Here is a 16783-nt window from a genome sequence, read left to right on the forward strand (position 1 = left end):
AAGGTGAAACCCGTCATGGACGCCCAGGGGCGAAGAGTTTCTAAAACTCTTCCCATTCTTCCTGGTCTGGGGCGAGCAGCGCTGCAGCGCTCGTTCCGGCATTGACGACTGCACGGGGTGCTGAAGAAGCAAGCGTCATTTCGCTTGCGTAACGACCATCATTCGCCGGCTTCGCGTTGTCGAACGTAGCCGCTGACCGGTTCCGCGTGCGATCGGCTTCCAGCTTGAACTGTTCGAGTAGATTTTGCAGCGATGCCGCTTCGGTTGCCAGCTTGTGGCTGGCAGCCGTGGTTTCCTCAACCATAGCCGCGTTCTGCTGCGTGCCTTGGTCGATCCGGTTTACGGCGATGTTGATTTCGGTCAGGCCCGTAGCCTGCTCACGTGCTGCCTCGACGATTGCCGCAACGTTGATGCTGATCTCCTGAACTTCCGAAACGATGGTTTCCAGCGCCTTGCCAGCTTCGCCGACCAGAGAGACACCGGAGCGTACATGCACGCCGGAAGCGCTGATGAGCGTGTTGATCTCCTTGGCGGCATTTGCCGAACGCTGGGCAAGTTCGCGAACTTCCTGGGCGACGACGGCAAAGCCGCGTCCTGCATCGCCTGCTCTCGCCGCCTCGATCCCCGCATTGAGAGCAAGCAGGCTGATCTGGAAGGCGATCTCATCGATTACGCCGATAATGTTGCCGATCTGATCAGAGGATTCTGCAATCCGGTCCATCGCCATGATCGCATCCTGGACGATGACGCCCGAACGCTCGGCGCCCTCGCGGGTGTGGTTGACCAGCATGCCGGCTTCTTCAGCCCGGCGGCTGGAGTCACGGACCGTTGCCACCATCTGTTCGAGCGCGGCAGCGGTTTCCTCGACAGATGCAGCCTGCTGTTCGGTGCGGGTCGAAAGATCATCAGCTGCCTGGCGAATTTCATCTGACCCGGCGTGGATGGCTGTTGCATTCATGCCCACCTCGGCAAGTGCCGCGTTGAGCCGTGCAACTGAATTATTGAAGTCGTGGCGCAGCTTTTCCAGCGAGGCCGTGAACGGTTCGTCGATGCTCTGTGCAACGTCTCCCTCCGCGAGCTTGGCAAGGCCATCGGCCAGACGATCGACCGCCTCCTGCAACTGGCGCGCCTGCTCGGCCTTCTCCTCATTCTCGCGCGCTTCGCGTTCCATTGCTGCGCGCTGACGCTGTTCTTCCGCTTGCCGCTCCTCCTGCACCCGACGGACCGTGTTTTCGCGGAAGAGTTCGAAGGCGGTCGCGATCTCGCCAATCTCGTCACGACGGCCGAGACCCGGAACCTGGATATCCAGAGCACCGTCGGCAAGCTCGCGCATCGATCGTGCCGTCTGCGTGATGGGGCGCGCAACCGAGCGCCATGCCAGCAGGCCGCCAAGCGCGATCAGCACCAGAAGGCCAGCGATGACCGCGAACACGACCTGCTGGATCGTCGTCGACATTTCCAATTTCTGTGCCGCGACCTCTTCCTGGATCGCCGCAACCTCGCCGTGGATCTTGGTAAAGATCGGCTGCAGTTTCGCGTACGTGTCCGCGACATCCTTCTGGTACTGCACGATCAGCGTCGCCTCGCGGGCAAACTGCCTGAAGGTCAGCTCGTACTTGTCCAGCAGCAGCATCGTCGATTCATAGCGCTCCGCGCCACCGAACACGCCTTGCGGACGCTGGCGAAGACCCTGAATTGCATCCTTGATCGCGTCCTCATTGCCCTTGGTGGGCGTCAGAATGAAGTTACGCTCAGCAAGGAAAATCTGGGCGGCATCGAGCCGTAGCTGCGTCAGCGGGACCCTTGCGAGATCCTCGGCCAGGGCCGCGCCTGCGGTGCGCAGAGCAAGCTGCAATCCTAGCGCCGAGTTGAGGCCAAGCCGCTGGCTGGTTGACGCGGCAATTGCAAACGCAGATTCATAATCCCGGAAAACCTCCGTCAGCTGACCGGCTTCCGGCAGGTCGCGATGCGCATTGCTCTCAATGATCGCTTCGATCTGCTCGATCTTGCCGTTGAGCTCTTCGATCTTTCTGGCGTGGGCCGTCAGCGCTAGTTCCTGTTTGTTGAGGAAGAAATCCTTTTCCAGGATCTGAAGCTGAGCGAAATCCCTCTCAAGCTCTTCGCTCAAGCGGCCGGTTTCCTGCGCCTCCGCCTCGGTCTGTTCGAGTGCACTGAGCACGGAGCGTTCATAAATGAACATTCCTGTCACGGCGAGCATGCCGATGACCCCGGCGAGCGCGATGAGAGCGATGCGATGGGAAATTCGAAGAGATGGCAGCTTCATTGAGGGAAACTCACGACGCACACACCGCCTCGTTCGTCGGGGCGGCCGCGCATTGGAAATGCTGAACATGAAATGCCGCGTTGGCTGAGGGACCGACATCATGTCACTCGCCGAAGCAATTCCCCCAACGTCAGACGTGAGCCATATGTCTTAATACAGACTTAACAGCTCGCCACAGGTGTAAGTTCAGAGCAAAGTTCCCCGAAAAAATAAAGGCCCGGCAAATACCGGGCCTTCATCGATTAGCATGAGCTAAATTCTTTACTCAGCGGCCTCGATGATCCGCGGGGCTGCTTCAAGTGTGTTGGCGTCTACATGAGCCTCGTACTTGGCGAAGTTGTCGATGAACATGCCGACGAGCTTACGAGCCTGATTGTCATAAGCCGGCTTGTCAGCCCAGGTCGAACGTGGATCCAGGATAGCGCCATCGAGGCCCGGCACTGAAACCGGCACTTCGAAGCCGAAGTTCTCGTCAATGCGGAACTCGGCATTGTTCAGCGAGCCGTCGAGAGCTGCAGTCAGAAGCGCGCGCGTCGCCTTGATCGGCATGCGCTGTCCGACGCCATAGGCACCGCCGGTCCAGCCGGTGTTGACTAGCCAGCAGGTCACGCCATGCTGAGCGATCAGGTCACGCAGCAGATTGCCGTACTCGGACGGGTGACGAGGCATGAAAGGAGCGCCGAAGCAGGTCGAGAAGGTTGCTTCCGGCTCGGTGACGCCCTTTTCGGTCCCCGCGACTTTCGCCGTGTAGCCCGAAAGGAAATGGTACATTGCCTGCGCCGGGGTCAGGCGGGCAATGGGAGGCATCACGCCAAAGGCATCAGCGGTGAGCATGATGATGTTCTTCGGGTGACCTGCCTGGCCGGTCTCGCTGGCGTTCGGGATGAAATCCAGCGGATAGGCGCAGCGCGTGTTTTCCGTCAGCGAGCCATCGTCGAAGTCCGGAACGCGGCCCTCATCCAGCACGACGTTCTCAAGAACGGTGCCGAAGCGGCGTGTGGTCGCGAAGATCTCTGGCTCGGCTTCTGCCGACAGCTTGATAGTCTTTGCGTAGCAGCCGCCTTCAAAGTTGAAGATGCCGTCTTCGCCCCAGCCGTGCTCATCGTCGCCGATCAGCGTCCGCTTTGGATCCGCGGACAAGGTGGTCTTGCCGGTGCCCGAAAGACCGAAGAACACGGCGGCATCGCCGTCCGGGCCGACATTTGCCGAGCAATGCATCGGCATGACGCCCTTTGCCGGCAGCAGGTAGTTGAGTGCGGTGAAGACTGACTTCTTCATTTCGCCGGCATAGGAAGTGCCGCCGATGAGGACGAGCATGCGCGAGAAGTCGATGGCAATGACGGTCTCGGTGCGGCAGCCGTGGCGGGCCGGATCTGCCTTGAACGAGGGAAGATCAATGATCGTCATCTTCTGTTGGAACGACGCCAGCTCTTCGCGCGCCGGACGGATCAGAAGATTGCGAATGAACATCGAGTGCCACGCATATTCGGTGACCACCCGGGTAGGCAGGCTGTTAGCCTCGTCTGCACCGCCAACCAGATCCTGAACGTAAAGGTCCAGACCCCGCGCGTGGGCGATAAAGTCCTCGTAGAGCGCCTGGAAGTGCTCCGGGCTCATCGGCTTGTTGTTGTCCCACCAGACCTGCGCCTCGGTGGAAGGGTCGCGAACAACAAACTTGTCCTTCGGCGAGCGGCCGGTGTGCTGGCCGGTATAAGCGACAAGCGCGCCGTGAGCCGTCAGCTTGGCTTCGTTGCGACGCAGTGCGTGCTCCACCAACTCTGCAGGGCCAAGATTGTAATGAACTTTACCCGAAGTTTTCAGACCGCAGGTTTCAATCCCGTTTCCGGGATTGCGTAGGCCAATTTCCGTCATTCTCACCACCAAAGAACGGAGCAACAAAAAAGCGACGCCTGGTGATGACTAAACGTCCCCGACCAGAAGCCCTGATCGTTCAGAAACAGAAAAAATAAGTGATATCAAATCATTAATCGATTTAAAAAATTTCAAAAGATTTTTAAATCGGTTGTATGGTTCAGGCCGCACCAGGCACGTGTGGAAAAGCGATGTTCAACCGCGCCGTACATTGCCGATGCTGCGCTTTTTCCTGGGCTCGCATCTTGCTGGACGCGCCGGGGTGTTCATGCCACATTTTGTACCTAATTTGTCCGCCTATAGCTGCCACTTGCAGCAGCAAGGAAGGACACCCGCATATGAGGGAGCCACTTGATATGGCAACGATCGCACTCGTTGATGACGACCGGAACATCCTGACTTCAGTCTCCATTGCGCTTGAGTCTGAAGGCTATCGGGTCGAAACCTACACCGACGGGGCATCGGCACTTGAAGGTCTTACGGCCCGCCCACCCAACTTGGCTATCTTCGACATCAAGATGCCTCGCATGGACGGGATGGAACTGTTGCGGCGCTTGCGACAGAAGAGCGATATCCCTGTCATCTTCCTGACCTCGAAGGACGATGAGATCGACGAATTGTTCGGCCTGAAGATGGGCGCGGATGATTTCATTCGTAAGCCATTTTCACAGCGCCTACTGGTTGAACGCGTCCGTGCAGTCCTGCGCCGGGCGAGCGCCCGTGATGCCAGCACCAAGGCGCCGGGACAGCCGAGCCGTTCTCTGGAGCGCGGCCAGCTGGTCATGGATCAGGAGCGTCACACCTGCACCTGGAAAGGCGAGCCCGTCACGCTGACGGTCACGGAGTTCCTTATTCTTCATGCCCTTGCACAGCGTCCCGGCGTGGTGAAGAGCCGCGATGCTCTGATGGATTCGGCCTATGACGAGCAGGTCTATGTTGACGACCGGACCATCGACAGTCACATCAAGCGCCTTCGCAAGAAGTTCAAGGCGGTTGACGACAGCTTCGACATGATCGAGACGCTGTACGGTGTAGGATACCGCTTCCGCGAGGCGTAAGGGCCTGAAGGAAAGCATGACGTCGGAAACCGACAAGCAAGAGCCGGCCGCTCGTCGCGCCGCAACCACGGGCGGTTCCTTTAGCTGGGGCCGCCTCCTGCTGCCGTTCCGCCGTGTCCTCGGGCACTACGTCTTCTCCAGCCTCACGCGCCGCATCCTGTTCCTCAACCTCGCGGCGCTGTGCGTGATGGTTGTGGGTATTCTCTACATCAACCAGTTCCGCGATGGGCTCGTGCAGGCGCGTATCGACAGCCTCATGACCCAAGGCGAGATCATTGCCGGGGCGATTGCAGCGTCGGCGACGGTCGAGACCGATGCCATCACCATCGATCCGGAAAAACTGCTTGAGCTTCAGGCAGGCGAAAGCCTGCCGCCGGGAACGGGCGCGCTGGATCTGCACTTTCCGATCAATCCGGAGCGGGTTGCGCCGGTTCTTCGGCGGCTCATCTCACCGACCCTGACGCGCGCACGCATCTTCGACCGGGACGCATCCCTGTTGCTGGATTCCCGCCATTTGTATTCGCGCGGCCAGATCCTGCGCTACAGCCTCCCATCCGTGACGGACGAGGAGGTCGGCGTCCTCAAGCGCATTGAAAAGTTCATCATTGGCTTGTTCCAGCGCTCGAATTTGCCGGTCTATCACGAGCAGCCCGGTGGCAGTGGCACTGCCTATCCCGAGGTGATGAGCGCGCTGCAGGGCAGTCCGGCGACGATGGTTCGCGTCAGCGAGCAGGGCGAGCAGATCGTCTCGGTTGCAGTGCCTGTGCAGCGATTCCGCGCTGTGCTTGGTGTTCTAATGCTCTCGACGCAGGGGGGCGACATCGACAAGATCGTCGCAGCCGAGCGCAGCGCCATTTTGCGCGTATTCGGCGTTGCGGCGCTTGTTGTCACCATCTTGTCGATGCTGCTCGCTTCGACCATCGCCAATCCGCTGCGCCGGCTGGCAGCGGCTGCGGTCCGTGTCCGTCGTGGTGTGAAGAACCGCGAGGAGATCCCGGACTTCTCGGACCGACAGGACGAGATCGGCAATCTGTCCGTTGCACTGCGCGACATGACCAACGCGCTCTATGCCCGGATTGAGGCCATCGAGAGCTTTGCCGCAGATGTGTCGCACGAATTGAAGAATCCGCTGACCTCATTGCGCAGCGCCGTCGAGACGCTGCCTCTGGCAAAGAACGAAAATTCGCGGGCGCGCCTGATGGAAGTGATTCAACATGATGTGCGCCGTCTCGACCGGCTCATCACTGATATTTCGGACGCATCGCGCCTCGATGCCGAGCTCGCGCGTGATGACGCAACGCGCGTCGATCTGCACAAGCTCATCACCGACATCGCTGCTGCCTCGCGGGAAGCAGGACGCAATCGCAAGGCGGTCGATATTCAGGTAAAGACGCAGAAGAAGACCCAGAACCCGCGCGACTTTTATGTTCTCGGGCATGATCTGCGCCTCGGACAGGTCTTTACCAACCTCATCGAAAACGCTCGTTCTTTCGTGCCGGAGGGCGAGGGACGCATTGTCGTTACGTTTGCGCGCACTGGTCGCCAGGTCGTTGTCACGGTCGAGGATAACGGGCCGGGCATCCGCGCCGAGAAGATCGAACGGATTTTCGAGCGCTTTTACACCGACCGTCCTTCGACCGAAGCGTTCGGCCAGAATTCCGGACTTGGCCTGTCGATCAGCCGCCAGATCATCGAGGCGCATGGCGGCCGGCTCACCGCAGAAAATATTCCCGGCTCCAAACCGGGCGATCTCAAGGGTGCCCGCTTTGTCGTAACGCTGCCGGCCGAGTTGTGATGATTAGCGAGAATTATCACGCGACGGCGGTGGTGGTCGGAGCGGTCGGGGTCCTCATTCGCGGGCCATCGGGTGCCGGAAAATCCGCGCTGGCGCTGTCCGTTCTTGCGCAGGCAAAGGACATGGGTTGCTTTGCTATCCTCGTCAGCGACGATCAGGTCTGGCTCAGCGAACATTCCGGGCGGCTCGTCGCCCGCGCGCCAGACCCTATTGCGGGTCTCATCGAGGTCCGCGGTCTCGGGCCCGTCAAGATCGAGCATGAGCCAGCGGCCGTCATTGATCTCATCGTCGATCTCGTCGCCCAACCAGAACGCTATCAGGAAGCAAGCGAAGAGATGATCGCCGGCGTATCCCTTCGTCGGTTCGACGTATCGTCTGCCGACATTGCCCAGGCGACGCGCGTGGTTTTGGCGTTGGTGGGCGAGGGGTGAGCGTCAGATGACGTTCAACTCCCTGAACGGTCGCTCCTCGATGATCCGCTGATAACTGAACGGGCTGCAGTCGATCGTTCGATAGTCGCCATGGACGATCAGCTCCGCCAATGCCTTTCCGACAGCTGGTGCCTGCTGCAAGCCATGGCCGGAAAAGCCGTTCGCAAACAGAAAGTTCGTAACCTCCGGATGGGGCCCGATCACCGCATTCTGGTCCAGCGTGTTGAAATCGTAGTGCCCCGCCCAAGCTCGCCCCGGCCGGATTGCCTCAAAAGCCGGGACCCTCGCCGCCAGCGAGGGCCATATGATTTCTTCGAACAGGTTCCAGTCCGGATCGAAGTCCTGAGGATCGGCGGCAAGCTCGTCATGTTCATGTTCAGCGCCCCCCGTGATGTAAACAGCGCCCTCGGGTCTGACCCAGACGCCTGAAGGGTCGACCATCAGGGGCATGTCCTCAAAGCGATCCTGCGCTTCGAAGACGAACACCGAGCGTTTGCGCGGTTCTACAGGCAGAGGAAGATCAGCAAGCGCAGCCACGCACCCGGCGTTGGGGCCGGCGGCGTTGATCACCATGCCCGTCTCGACCTGCCCGCCCTGCGCCAGTGTGACAGATGTGATCTTGCTGTCCCTATGCTCAAGGCTGACGACCTCATCCTTGATAAGCTCGACATTCATCTGCCGCAGCGCCTTGCGAAAGAGCCCGAGCAGCGCATGGGCATCAAACCAGCCTTCTCCGGAGCGTCCATAGGTCCCGGCGCTCAAACCTTCGCAGGAAAGCCAGGGAAAGCGTTGTTGCAGCGCTTCGGGGCGCTCCAGAACCACGTCCGCGCCTTCATCGATCTGGACGGCATAATTGGCCTCCAGGATCGGCAGCCCTTCCTGACCGGCGAGGATCAGATATCCGTTTTCGCGAAAGCCGATGTCTGCTTCCGGGCCAAAGCGCTGCTTCAGATCGCGGAACAGGTCGAGCGTGAAGCGTGACAGGCGAATGTTCTCAGGGATCGAAAATTGCTGACGGATGGAAGCAGCTGAAAGGGTGGTGGCCGAATTGGCAAATTGCGGATCGCGCTCAACAACAGCGATCGATCCTGCAAAACCTTCTTCGCGCAGGAAGTAGGCCGCTGAGGCGCCCATGATCGCGCCTCCGATGATGACGATATCGTAGCTCGCCATGTCGTCCCCTTTCGTCTGCTTCGTCGAGGTCGAGGGAAACAGCTTCATCGGGCAGCCGCAAGGGCCTTGCGCCTCATTGCCCATCTTGCGCCGGAAAATCCATTGCGCCAGAAAGGGTCCATGACACAGAAGCCCTTCCGTCCCCGTCGCTCCGTCCTTTACGTGCCGGCTCTTAATGAACGCGCACTTGCCAAGCTGGCACATCTGTCCTGCGATGCGGTGATCATCGATCTGGAAGATGCGGTCGCGCCCTCGCGGAAGGATGAGGCACGCAACGTTCTCTCCACGTTTTTGTCCACGCGGGAAGATGACGGCAAGGAGATCGCAATTCGCGTGAATGGGCTTTCTACCCCGTGGGGCCGCGATGACATTGCGCTCGCTTTGAGCACCAGGCCGGACGCAATTTTGCTTCCAAAGGTTGAGGCCGCTTCGGATGTGCTCGCCGCCAGTCGGCTCCTGGATGATGGCGACCCAAGCGGAAAATTGGCCATCTGGAGCATGATCGAGACCCCGCGCGGTCTTCTCGAAGTTGGATCGATCGCTTCCTTGGGCCGTGAGCCCGGATCACGCCTTGATTGCCTGATCGCCGGGACCAACGACCTCGTGAAGGACACCGGCGTGCGGGCGACGGCTGATCGCAAATGGCTGCTTCCATGGCTGATGCAAATGGTGCTTGCAGCCCGCGCGGGCGGTGTCGATATTCTCGACGGTGTCAGCAACGATTTTACGGATCTCGAAGCGTTTGCCGCTGAATGCGCGCAGGGGCGCGACATGGGCTTTGATGGCAAGACGCTGATCCATCCGGCACAGATTGCTGCGGCCAATCTCGCTTTTTCACCGGATGAGTCAGAGATCGCCGAAGCGTTGGCGATCAGGGCCGCATTCGATCAGCCGGAAAACGCAGAAACCAACGTCATCACCATCGATGGCCGGATGGTCGAGCGCCTTCATTTGCAGCAGGCAGAGCGGCTATTGGCAAAAGCAGGACTTCAAAGGAAAGCAACATGAAGCTCTACCGTTTCCTCACCGGGCCCGATGATTCCAGCTTCTGCCACAAGGTCTCGCTGGCGCTCAGCAAGGGGTGGCACCTTCACGGCTCGCCCACCTATGCCTTCGATGCTGAAAGCAAGACGATGCGTTGCGGTCAGGCCGTCGTCAAAGAGGTGCACGGCAAGGAGTATGATCCGGAAATGAAGCTCGGCGAGCAGTAAGCGCCGAGAAGATATGCGTAAAAAAGCACCTCAAGCCTGGCGTATGGCTTCGTTTAGCTGCGACAGGCTTCAGGTGCGGGTATCTTCGATCCGGGCCATATCGTCGTCGGACAGACCGAAATGGTGGCCGATCTCGTGGATCAGGACATGGGTGACAATGTCGCCCAGGGTCTCTTCGTTCTCGGACCAATAGTCGAGGATCGCGCGGCGATAGAGCGTGATGCGGTTGGGGCCTTCACCCGTGGACGGGTTCCATCGTTCCGCAACGCCACGGCCTTCAAACAGACCCAGCAGATCAAACGGTGTCTCCAGCGCTAGGTCGTCCATGATTTCTTCGGTGGGAAATTCCGCCACCTGAATGACGATCTCGCCGGTGAGTTTGCGAAACTCTTCCGGCAGATGGGCGTAGATGTCGAGGGCGAGAAGCTCGAACTCTCCCAGCGAAGGGGAGAGCTGGTCGCTCCAGTCTCGGGTCTTGAAAATGCGGGCCATAATTGTTCCTTTGGCCGCCATATAGACCGTTCAACGGTCTGTTTCGACCCCCTGATGGGATCGATGACGAAAGAAGATATGTGTGAGGGTTTCTAAGCTGCCGAAAACGTCAACCGTTCAGGCAGCCCGCGCAGGTGCCGCGCAGTTCAATGATGGACTTCTCGGCCTTGAATGCGTTTTCACGCGCCCAGCTTCCAAGGCGCTCCTGGACGACCGCGTCTGAAAACTCGTCGACCTTGCCGCAAGTGCCGCAGATGGCGAAGGCGATCATGCCCTGCGCATGGCAGTTGGGGTGAGCGCAGACGACAAAGGCATTCAGCGATTCAAGGCGATGGACAAGCCCTGCACCCAGAAGCTTGTCGAGGGCGCGGTAGACCTGCAGCGGCGCGCGAAATCCGTCATCTCTCAGCCGGTCAAGGATGGTGTAGGCCGACAGTGGACCTTCCGCCTTCTCCAGCGCGCCGAGCACGAGCGACTGGTTGCGTGTGAGGTCGATCGGTTGATGGTGGTGTCCGGTACTCATGATGCCTGCCGCTCTGTCTGGCCGCGGCCACCATAGGCAATCATGCTCACGAGAAACAAGACCAGAGCAGCGACGACGATCGATGGCCCGGAAGGGGTGTCGAATTTGAGGGAGCCAAACAATCCGCCAGCAACCGCAAGCGCACCGAGGATGGAGGCGATCACCGCCATCTGTTCCGGGGTCACCGCGAGGCGACGGGCTGTTGCTGCCGGGATGATCATCAGCGAGGTAATCAGCAAGACACCGACGAGTTTCATCGCAATGGCGATCACCAACGCCATCAGCAGCATGAAGATCACGCGCGTACGCTCTGGCGACATGCCCTCTGCCTGCGCGATCTCGTCGCTGACAGTTGAGGCCAGCAGCGGCCGCCACAACCAGGCAAGCGTTCCTAGAACGGCTGCCCCGCCGATCCAGATGGAGGCGATGTCGGTTTTTGAGACGGCAAGAATATCGCCAAACAGGAAGCTCATCAGATCAACGCGGACCCAGCTCATGAACGCGATGATGACGAGCCCAAGCGCCAGAGTCGAGTGGGACAGGATGCCGAGCAGCGCATCGGCGGAAAGCCCGCCCCGCCTTTGCAACGCCATCAGCGCGAGCGAAACAAACACCGCGATGATGAACACGCCAATCGTCAGGTTGATTTCGAGCAGGAAGGCCAGCGCAATGCCAAGCAGGGCCGAATGCGCCATCGTGTCGCCGAAATAGGCCATGCGGCGCCAGACGATGAAGCAGCCGAGCGGACCTGCAGTGATCGCAAGGCCAATTCCGGCAATGATCGCGCGCGTGAAGAAATCATCCAGCATGCGGTGCACTCCCAGCGTGATGCGCGTGATCGTGATGATCATGATGATGGTGGTGCCCGTCATGCGGGTGGCAATGATCGGTAATTGACCCGTCCTCATGCACAACCCGCCCATCTGGCAGATGGGTGTGGTCGTGGCTGTGGCGGTACAGCGCCAGGGCACCTTCCGCACGCGCACCAAAAAGGCGCATATATTCGGGGCTCGAAGCAACCGTCTTCGGCGTGCCACGGCAGCAGACATGACCGTTGAGGCAGACAACGGTATCGGTCGCCGCCATGACCACGTGAAGATCGTGAGATATCAGCAAGATGCCGCATCCGGTCTCGTTGCGGATGCGCCCGATCAATTCGTACAGTGCGATCTCGCCGGAGAAATCGACACCCTGCACCGGTTCATCGAGCACCAGCAGATCCGGTTTGCCCAGCATGGCGCGGGCGAGAAGAGCCCGTTGAAACTCGCCGCCTGAAAGTGCCTGCACCTGCGCATCGGCAAGGTGTGATGCACCGACAGCATCGAGCGCAGCGTGTATCTCGTCCTTCGAATGGGAGCGGGTCAGCGTCATCAGACGGCGCACGGTCAGCGGCAAGGTCCAGTCGATGGCAAGCTTTTGCGGTACATAGCCGACCCGCAGCCCGGGGCGCTGCACGACCGTACCCTCCGAGGGCTTCAATATGCCGATCGCGGTGCGCGCGGTGGTGCTTTTGCCCGAACCATTGGGGCCGATCAGGGTAACGATCTCGCCAGCTGAAATAGAAAGATCAACACCGCGCACGAGCCAGCGACCATCGCGCTCCACGCCCATGCCGCTCAGGCGCACGAGGGGCTGGCTGGTCTCTTGTTGCTGGGGTGGCTGCATCAGGCTTTCCGGAATTCTTGTTGCAAGATGCGTATTGCACAGGTTATAGCATTTCGCAATGTAATATCATTACGTTTGTGAGGACCTATGACGAACTGGCACCGCACCCTGCTCATGACCAGCGCCGCTATGCTGTCTGCATCTCCCGCCCTGGCTCTGGACGTCGTCACATCGATCAAGCCGGTGCATTCACTGGTTGCGGCTGTCATGGAGGGCGTGGACGAACCGGCCTTGATCGTCTCCGGCAGCGGCTCCGCCCATATCCACTCGTTGCGGCCCTCGGACGCCAAGGCGCTGGAAAAGGCCGATCTGGTGTTCTGGGTCGGCGAGGGTATGGAGACGTTCCTGAAGACGCCGCTACAAAGCCTGTCGGCCGGGGCGACACTGGTATCGCTGGCCGAGACCCCCGGCATCGAGAAGCTGGCCTTGCGGGAAGGCGGTCCGTTCGAGGCTCATTCTCACGATCATGAGGACGGCCATTCTCACGACCACCATGACGGTCACGACCATGATCACGACCATGATCATGACCACCACCATGCACACGCACATGAACATGACGATCACCACCATCCGCATGGGGCATATGATCTTCATATCTGGCTCGACCCGGCGAATGCCAGGGCGATGCTGACCAGCATCGAGACCGCGTTGAGCAAGGCCGATCCGGAAAACGCCACCACCTATCAGGAAAACGCTGCTCGCTACGCCGAGAGGATCGATGCTCTCCTTGCCGAAGTGCAGGAGAAGTTGTCAGGCATCAAGGACCGTCCCTCCATCGTTTTCCACGATGCCTACCAATATTTCGAACACCGGTTTGAGGTGAACGTCGCTGGCTCGATCACGGTGAGCCCGGAGGTGATGCCGGGGGCTCAGCGTCTGAGCGAAATCAGCGAACGGGTGAAGACGGCTGGGGCGACCTGCATCTTTTCAGAGCCCCAGTTCGAGCCGAAACTCGTGACCCTGATCGCCGAGGCAACCGGCGCGCGCACCGCCGTTCTCGACCCGCTGGGCGCAGATCTTGAAGATGGACCCGATCTCTACCTCGATCTGATCCGCAACATGGCAACCTCGTTTGCCGACTGCCTTTCGCAATGAAAAACGGCTCCCGCGAAGGGAGCCGTAATCTAGCAGAAATACGCGAGAAACGCGTTTTCTTTCGATCCTGCCGCTTAGAGAGCGCGGAACTTTGCAATGATCGCATCGCCCATCTGGGCGGTGCCGATCTTGGTCATGCCGTCCGACATGATGTCCGGCGTGCGCAGGCCATCGTTCAGAACTTCCGAGATCGCCTTTTCGAGGCGGTCTGCCTCGGCAATCATGTTGAACGAATAACGCAGGCACATCGCGAACGAGGCGATCATCGCGATCGGGTTGGCAACGCCCTGGCCGGCAATGTCCGGCGCGGAGCCATGGACCGGCTCGTACAGCGCCTTGCGCTTGCCGGTCAGCGGATCCGGAGCACCGAGCGAGGCCGATGGCAGCATGCCGAGCGAGCCGGTCAGCATTGCGGCAACGTCCGACAGCATGTCACCGAACAGATTGTCGGTCAGGATCACGTCGAACTGCTTGGGCCAGCGAACGAGCTGCATGCCGCCAGCGTCCGCCAGCATGTGGGTCAATTCGACGTCGGAGAACTTTTCCTTGTGGGTCTCCGCCACGACCTCCTTCCACAGGACGCCGGACTTCATCACATTGTGCTTCTCCATCGAGCACACCTTGTTGCCGCGCGTACGCGCCAGCTCGAAGGCAACGCCGGCAATGCGCTCGATTTCGAACGTGTCGTAAACCTGCGTGTCGATGCCGCGCTTCTGGCCGTTGCCGAGATCGATGATCTCCTTCGGCTCGCCGAAATAGACGCCGCCGGTCAGCTCACGCAGGATCAGGATGTCGAGACCTTCGACAACGTCGGGCTTGAGCGACGAGGAAGCGGCGAGCGCCGGATAGCAGATCGCTGGGCGCAAATTCGCGAACAGCTCCATATCCTTGCGCAGGCGCAGCAGGCCAGCTTCCGGACGAACCTCGTACGGCACGCTATCCCACTTCGGGCCGCCGACGGCACCGAACAGGACGGCGTCGGCTGCCATGGCCTTTGCCATGTCTTCTTCCGAGATCGACTGGCCATGCGCATCATAGGCGCAGCCGCCGACCAGGCCTTCTTCGGTTTCGAAGCCGGTGTTGAGGTCTGCATTCATTGCCGCGATCAGCTTTTTGACCTCGGTCATGGCCTCTGGGCCGATGCCGTCACCGGGAAGAAGGAGAAGTTTACGCGAAGCCATGGACGTGCCTTTCGAAAAGCGATGCATGATGTTGCGGATTTGTGGTCTTGCTAGCCGTCAGAATGACGCTGTGCAAGGAAAAGAAGCTCAAAAACCTGACGGAAGGAGAGCTGCGGCGTCCGAAGGCCATATCTGCCAGTCAGGCCAGAAGCGGGTTTCGCCGTTTTCGCCCAATTGAGCCATGTAGATGGTCTGATCTTCCTTATCGATCACGATGAAGCTGTCGGCAAAGCCGCAGGCGTGGGGAACGCAGCCGCGGGCATGAAGGAGGCCCCCGGACATCTCCGGCTGGCCGGAAACGACGAGGCCGGTCACCGCATCTTCAAGCTCGTCTCCCAGCAATTCCTGCGCAGCAGCGTAAATATCGGCATTGCGAAACAGGTCGACCGGGTGACCGACCGAGCCAGGATCGAGCGTTTCCCAGCCTGTACCCGGCTCCGGCGAATAGGTCGTGCTGGCAAAGGTGCTCATGCCTTCGGCAGGCGTCCAGAACATCATGTCCGCGCTCTGGCCGGGCAAAAGGTAGCGGATCAGATAGACGCCGTAATCGCTGATCGCGACCGCAGGCGCGTCGCATTCCTCGCCCGCCTGCTGCGTCCTGATTTCGCCCTCGCCGTTCCGCCAGATCATTAACGTGCCGGGGGAGCAGGCATTGCCGCCCGGGCCGATATTCACAAAGGCAACTTCGGTGCCTGCCACATCGGCGATCTGCTCGACATGGACGAAATAGTCGCGCGCCAGCTCAATTCCGTCGAATGCGAGGATCCGCTCGAAATCTTCGGTCTGGGTAATAGTGAGGATGCCGCCGGCAAAATCGGTGCGCTGGTCTTCCTGCGCAAGGGCGGGAAGGCCGATACCTGCCGCAGCGAGCGCGGCAATAAGCAGACGATTGAGGGGGTGGTGCATCAGGATTCTCCGGCGGTTTGCCGAAGGAACCTAGCCGCTTTCACGGCTGGCCGGAACCGCGATGGTGCGGCGCGGCGAAAAGAGACGGGCAAAGGCCCGTCTCCGAAGTGCGGCTTAGAGCCAGGGGCGGTTTTCCGCCATCTTCTGCTCGAACGAGGTGATCGACGGCGCCTTCTCCATCGTCAGGCCGATGTCATCGAGGCCGTTCAGGAGGCAGTGCCTGCGGAACTCATCGATCTCGAAATTGATGACGCCGCCATCGGGACCGTGAATTTCCAGTTCCTCGAGGTCGACCGTCAGCGTTGCATTGGCGCCGCGCGAAGCGTCGTCCATCAGCGCATCGAGCTGTTCCTGCGTCACCTTGATCGGCAAGATGCCGTTCTTGAAGCAGTTGTTGTAGAAGATGTCGGCGAACGAGGTCGAGATCACGCAACGAATGCCGAAGTCGAGCAGCGCCCACGGAGCATGCTCACGCGAGGAGCCGCAGCCGAAATTGTCACCGGCGATCAGGATCTGCGCGTTGCGGTAAGCGGGCTTGTTGAGCACGAAGTCCGGATTTTCCGAGCCATCCTCATTGAAGCGCATTTCGGCGAACAGGCCAACGCTGAGGCCCGTGCGCTTGATCGTCTTCAGGTAATCCTTGGGGATGATCATATCGGTGTCGATATTGACGATCGGAAGCGGGGCAGCGACGCCCGTCAGTTTGGTAAACTTGTCCATTGTCCTGCCTGTCTCTCGGCCAAGAAGTTTGGTTGACCCGCTTTACACATTTTAAGCCCCCTTTCAAAGGGGCCCCGGCTCCACTTCGCGCGAAAGCAGATTGATGGCGGAAGGAGCGCCGAGGGTCAGCACTGGCGGTTGCGATGTCTTTGCATGGTTCCGACCTTTGCCTACGAGTGAGGGAGGCTCGCAAGGAAGCCGGCACTGTCAGCGCAGAATCCGCCGAACGTTGAACACCTAGGACAAGTTGTGCGGAGTGACGTCCGTTTCCGACCCCATGCACGAACCCGCTTCGCGGGAGGGGTGCCACGGCCTGAGATGGCATAGTATTCTCAGCCTTTGAGCGGTAGCGGCGGTCGAGCCGACCGTGGAGT

16 protein-coding genes are annotated in these 16783 nt (G+C 59.9%); 6 read left to right on the plus strand and 10 right to left on the minus strand.

What is annotated here, in order from left to right:
- Nucleotides 1-40 precede the first annotated feature (40 nt).
- Together IOD40_RS16035 and IOD40_RS16040 are read right to left on the minus strand one after the other, a co-directional pair.
- Complete coding sequence (locus IOD40_RS16035; protein WP_233714022.1) at nt 41-2284, minus strand: methyl-accepting chemotaxis protein; 2244 nt, start codon at nt 2282-2284, stop codon at nt 41-43.
- A 261-nt stretch (nt 2285-2545) separates the two neighbouring features.
- Nucleotides 2546-4156 carry a phosphoenolpyruvate carboxykinase gene (locus IOD40_RS16040; RefSeq protein WP_198477705.1) on the minus strand — a complete coding sequence of 537 codons (1611 nt, stop codon included), beginning with the start codon at nt 4154-4156 and terminating at the stop codon, nt 2546-2548.
- 356 nt (nt 4157-4512) lie between these two features.
- On the opposite strand from IOD40_RS16040, the gene IOD40_RS16045 reads away from it, so the two are divergent.
- From IOD40_RS16045 to IOD40_RS16055, 3 genes are read left to right on the plus strand one after another with little or no spacing between them, the layout of a single operon-like run.
- Nucleotides 4513-5214, plus strand: coding sequence for a response regulator transcription factor (locus IOD40_RS16045; RefSeq protein ID WP_198477706.1), 702 nt, complete (start codon nt 4513-4515; stop codon nt 5212-5214).
- Nucleotides 5215-5230: 16 nt separating this feature from the next.
- Nucleotides 5231-7009 (plus strand): sensor histidine kinase, encoded by a 1779-nt coding sequence (locus tag IOD40_RS16050; protein WP_198477707.1) that lies wholly within the window; start codon nt 5231-5233, stop codon nt 7007-7009.
- The gene (locus tag IOD40_RS16055; protein ID WP_198477708.1) at nt 7009-7440 is read left to right on the plus strand and encodes an HPr kinase/phosphorylase; all 432 of its coding nucleotides are present in this window, start codon (nt 7009-7011) and stop codon (nt 7438-7440) included. Before IOD40_RS16050 ends, IOD40_RS16055 begins: the two co-directional genes overlap by 1 nt.
- Before the next feature lie 3 nt (nt 7441-7443).
- Here IOD40_RS16055 and IOD40_RS16060 read toward each other — a convergent pair whose 3' ends face one another.
- On the minus strand, nt 7444-8613 hold the full coding sequence (locus IOD40_RS16060) for an NAD(P)/FAD-dependent oxidoreductase (RefSeq protein WP_198477726.1): 1170 nt from the start codon (nt 8611-8613) through the stop codon (nt 7444-7446).
- A gap of 120 nt (nt 8614-8733) precedes the next feature.
- Between IOD40_RS16060 and IOD40_RS16065 the strand changes: the two genes are divergently transcribed.
- Together IOD40_RS16065 and IOD40_RS16070 are read left to right on the plus strand one after the other, a co-directional pair.
- Nucleotides 8734-9621, plus strand: coding sequence for an HpcH/HpaI aldolase/citrate lyase family protein (locus IOD40_RS16065; RefSeq protein ID WP_198477709.1), 888 nt, complete (start codon nt 8734-8736; stop codon nt 9619-9621).
- Nucleotides 9618-9824: a DUF1737 domain-containing protein gene (locus IOD40_RS16070; protein ID WP_198477710.1), complete on the plus strand. Its 207-nt coding sequence runs from the start codon at nt 9618-9620 to the stop codon at nt 9822-9824. Before IOD40_RS16065 ends, IOD40_RS16070 begins: the two co-directional genes overlap by 4 nt.
- A gap of 69 nt (nt 9825-9893) precedes the next feature.
- Here IOD40_RS16070 and IOD40_RS16075 read toward each other — a convergent pair whose 3' ends face one another.
- The 4 genes from IOD40_RS16075 to IOD40_RS16090 form a co-directional block, all read right to left on the minus strand.
- Complete coding sequence (locus tag IOD40_RS16075) at nt 9894-10316, minus strand: metallopeptidase family protein (protein ID WP_198477711.1); 423 nt, start codon at nt 10314-10316, stop codon at nt 9894-9896.
- 109 nt (nt 10317-10425) lie between these two features.
- Nucleotides 10426-10839 carry a Fur family transcriptional regulator gene (locus IOD40_RS16080; RefSeq protein ID WP_198477712.1) on the minus strand — a complete coding sequence of 138 codons (414 nt, stop codon included), beginning with the start codon at nt 10837-10839 and terminating at the stop codon, nt 10426-10428.
- The gene (gene znuB / locus IOD40_RS16085; RefSeq protein ID WP_407649215.1) at nt 10836-11690 is read right to left on the minus strand and encodes a zinc ABC transporter permease subunit ZnuB; all 855 of its coding nucleotides are present in this window, start codon (nt 11688-11690) and stop codon (nt 10836-10838) included. The genes IOD40_RS16080 and znuB overlap by 4 nt, the downstream gene beginning before the upstream one ends.
- Entirely contained in the window at nt 11638-12504 is an 867-nt protein-coding gene (locus tag IOD40_RS16090) for an ATP-binding cassette domain-containing protein (protein WP_198477713.1), read from the minus strand. Before IOD40_RS16090 ends, znuB begins: the two co-directional genes overlap by 53 nt.
- An 87-nt stretch (nt 12505-12591) precedes the next feature.
- Between IOD40_RS16090 and znuA the strand changes: the two genes are divergently transcribed.
- On the plus strand, nt 12592-13602 hold the full coding sequence (gene znuA / locus IOD40_RS16095) for a zinc ABC transporter substrate-binding protein ZnuA (RefSeq protein ID WP_198477714.1): 1011 nt from the start codon (nt 12592-12594) through the stop codon (nt 13600-13602).
- 74 nt (nt 13603-13676) lie between these two features.
- Here znuA and leuB read toward each other — a convergent pair whose 3' ends face one another.
- The 3 genes from leuB to leuD all read right to left on the minus strand — a co-directional run bounded on the left by leuB (nt 13677) and on the right by leuD (nt 16409).
- On the minus strand, nt 13677-14783 hold the full coding sequence (gene leuB, locus IOD40_RS16100) for a 3-isopropylmalate dehydrogenase (protein ID WP_198477715.1): 1107 nt from the start codon (nt 14781-14783) through the stop codon (nt 13677-13679).
- 87 nt (nt 14784-14870) lie between these two features.
- Nucleotides 14871-15689: a hypothetical protein gene (locus IOD40_RS16105; protein ID WP_198477716.1), complete on the minus strand. Its 819-nt coding sequence runs from the start codon at nt 15687-15689 to the stop codon at nt 14871-14873.
- A 114-nt stretch (nt 15690-15803) separates the two neighbouring features.
- Nucleotides 15804-16409: a 3-isopropylmalate dehydratase small subunit gene (gene leuD, locus IOD40_RS16110; RefSeq protein WP_198477717.1), complete on the minus strand. Its 606-nt coding sequence runs from the start codon at nt 16407-16409 to the stop codon at nt 15804-15806.
- Between the last annotated feature and the right edge of the window lie 374 nt (nt 16410-16783).

The sequence above is a fragment of the Aquamicrobium zhengzhouense genome (assembly GCF_016124105.1).
GTDB classification, from domain to species: domain Bacteria; phylum Pseudomonadota; class Alphaproteobacteria; order Rhizobiales; family Rhizobiaceae; genus Aerobium; species Aerobium zhengzhouense.

Coding starts and splice junctions, on each gene's coding strand:
- IOD40_RS16065 (WP_198477709.1), top strand. CDS start 8,734: ATGACACAGAAGCCCTTCCGTCCCCGTCGCTCCGTCCTTTACGTGCCG.
- IOD40_RS16075 (WP_198477711.1), bottom strand. CDS start 10,316: ATGGCCCGCATTTTCAAGACCCGAGACTGGAGCGACCAGCTCTCCCCT.
- IOD40_RS16080 (WP_198477712.1), bottom strand. CDS start 10,839: ATGAGTACCGGACACCACCATCAACCGATCGACCTCACACGCAACCAG.
- znuB (WP_407649215.1), bottom strand. CDS start 11,690: ATGATCATCACGATCACGCGCATCACGCTGGGAGTGCACCGCATGCTG.
- IOD40_RS16050 (WP_198477707.1), top strand. CDS start 5,231: ATGACGTCGGAAACCGACAAGCAAGAGCCGGCCGCTCGTCGCGCCGCA.
- IOD40_RS16105 (WP_198477716.1), bottom strand. CDS start 15,689: ATGCACCACCCCCTCAATCGTCTGCTTATTGCCGCGCTCGCTGCGGCA.
- leuB (WP_198477715.1), bottom strand. CDS start 14,783: ATGGCTTCGCGTAAACTTCTCCTTCTTCCCGGTGACGGCATCGGCCCA.
- znuA (WP_198477714.1), top strand. CDS start 12,592: ATGACGAACTGGCACCGCACCCTGCTCATGACCAGCGCCGCTATGCTG.
- IOD40_RS16040 (WP_198477705.1), bottom strand. CDS start 4,156: ATGACGGAAATTGGCCTACGCAATCCCGGAAACGGGATTGAAACCTGC.
- IOD40_RS16070 (WP_198477710.1), top strand. CDS start 9,618: ATGAAGCTCTACCGTTTCCTCACCGGGCCCGATGATTCCAGCTTCTGC.
- IOD40_RS16035 (WP_233714022.1), bottom strand. CDS start 2,284: ATGAAGCTGCCATCTCTTCGAATTTCCCATCGCATCGCTCTCATCGCG.
- leuD (WP_198477717.1), bottom strand. CDS start 16,409: ATGGACAAGTTTACCAAACTGACGGGCGTCGCTGCCCCGCTTCCGATC.
- IOD40_RS16090 (WP_198477713.1), bottom strand. CDS start 12,504: ATGCAGCCACCCCAGCAACAAGAGACCAGCCAGCCCCTCGTGCGCCTG.
- IOD40_RS16045 (WP_198477706.1), top strand. CDS start 4,513: ATGGCAACGATCGCACTCGTTGATGACGACCGGAACATCCTGACTTCA.
- IOD40_RS16060 (WP_198477726.1), bottom strand. CDS start 8,613: ATGGCGAGCTACGATATCGTCATCATCGGAGGCGCGATCATGGGCGCC.
- IOD40_RS16055 (WP_198477708.1), top strand. CDS start 7,009: ATGATTAGCGAGAATTATCACGCGACGGCGGTGGTGGTCGGAGCGGTC.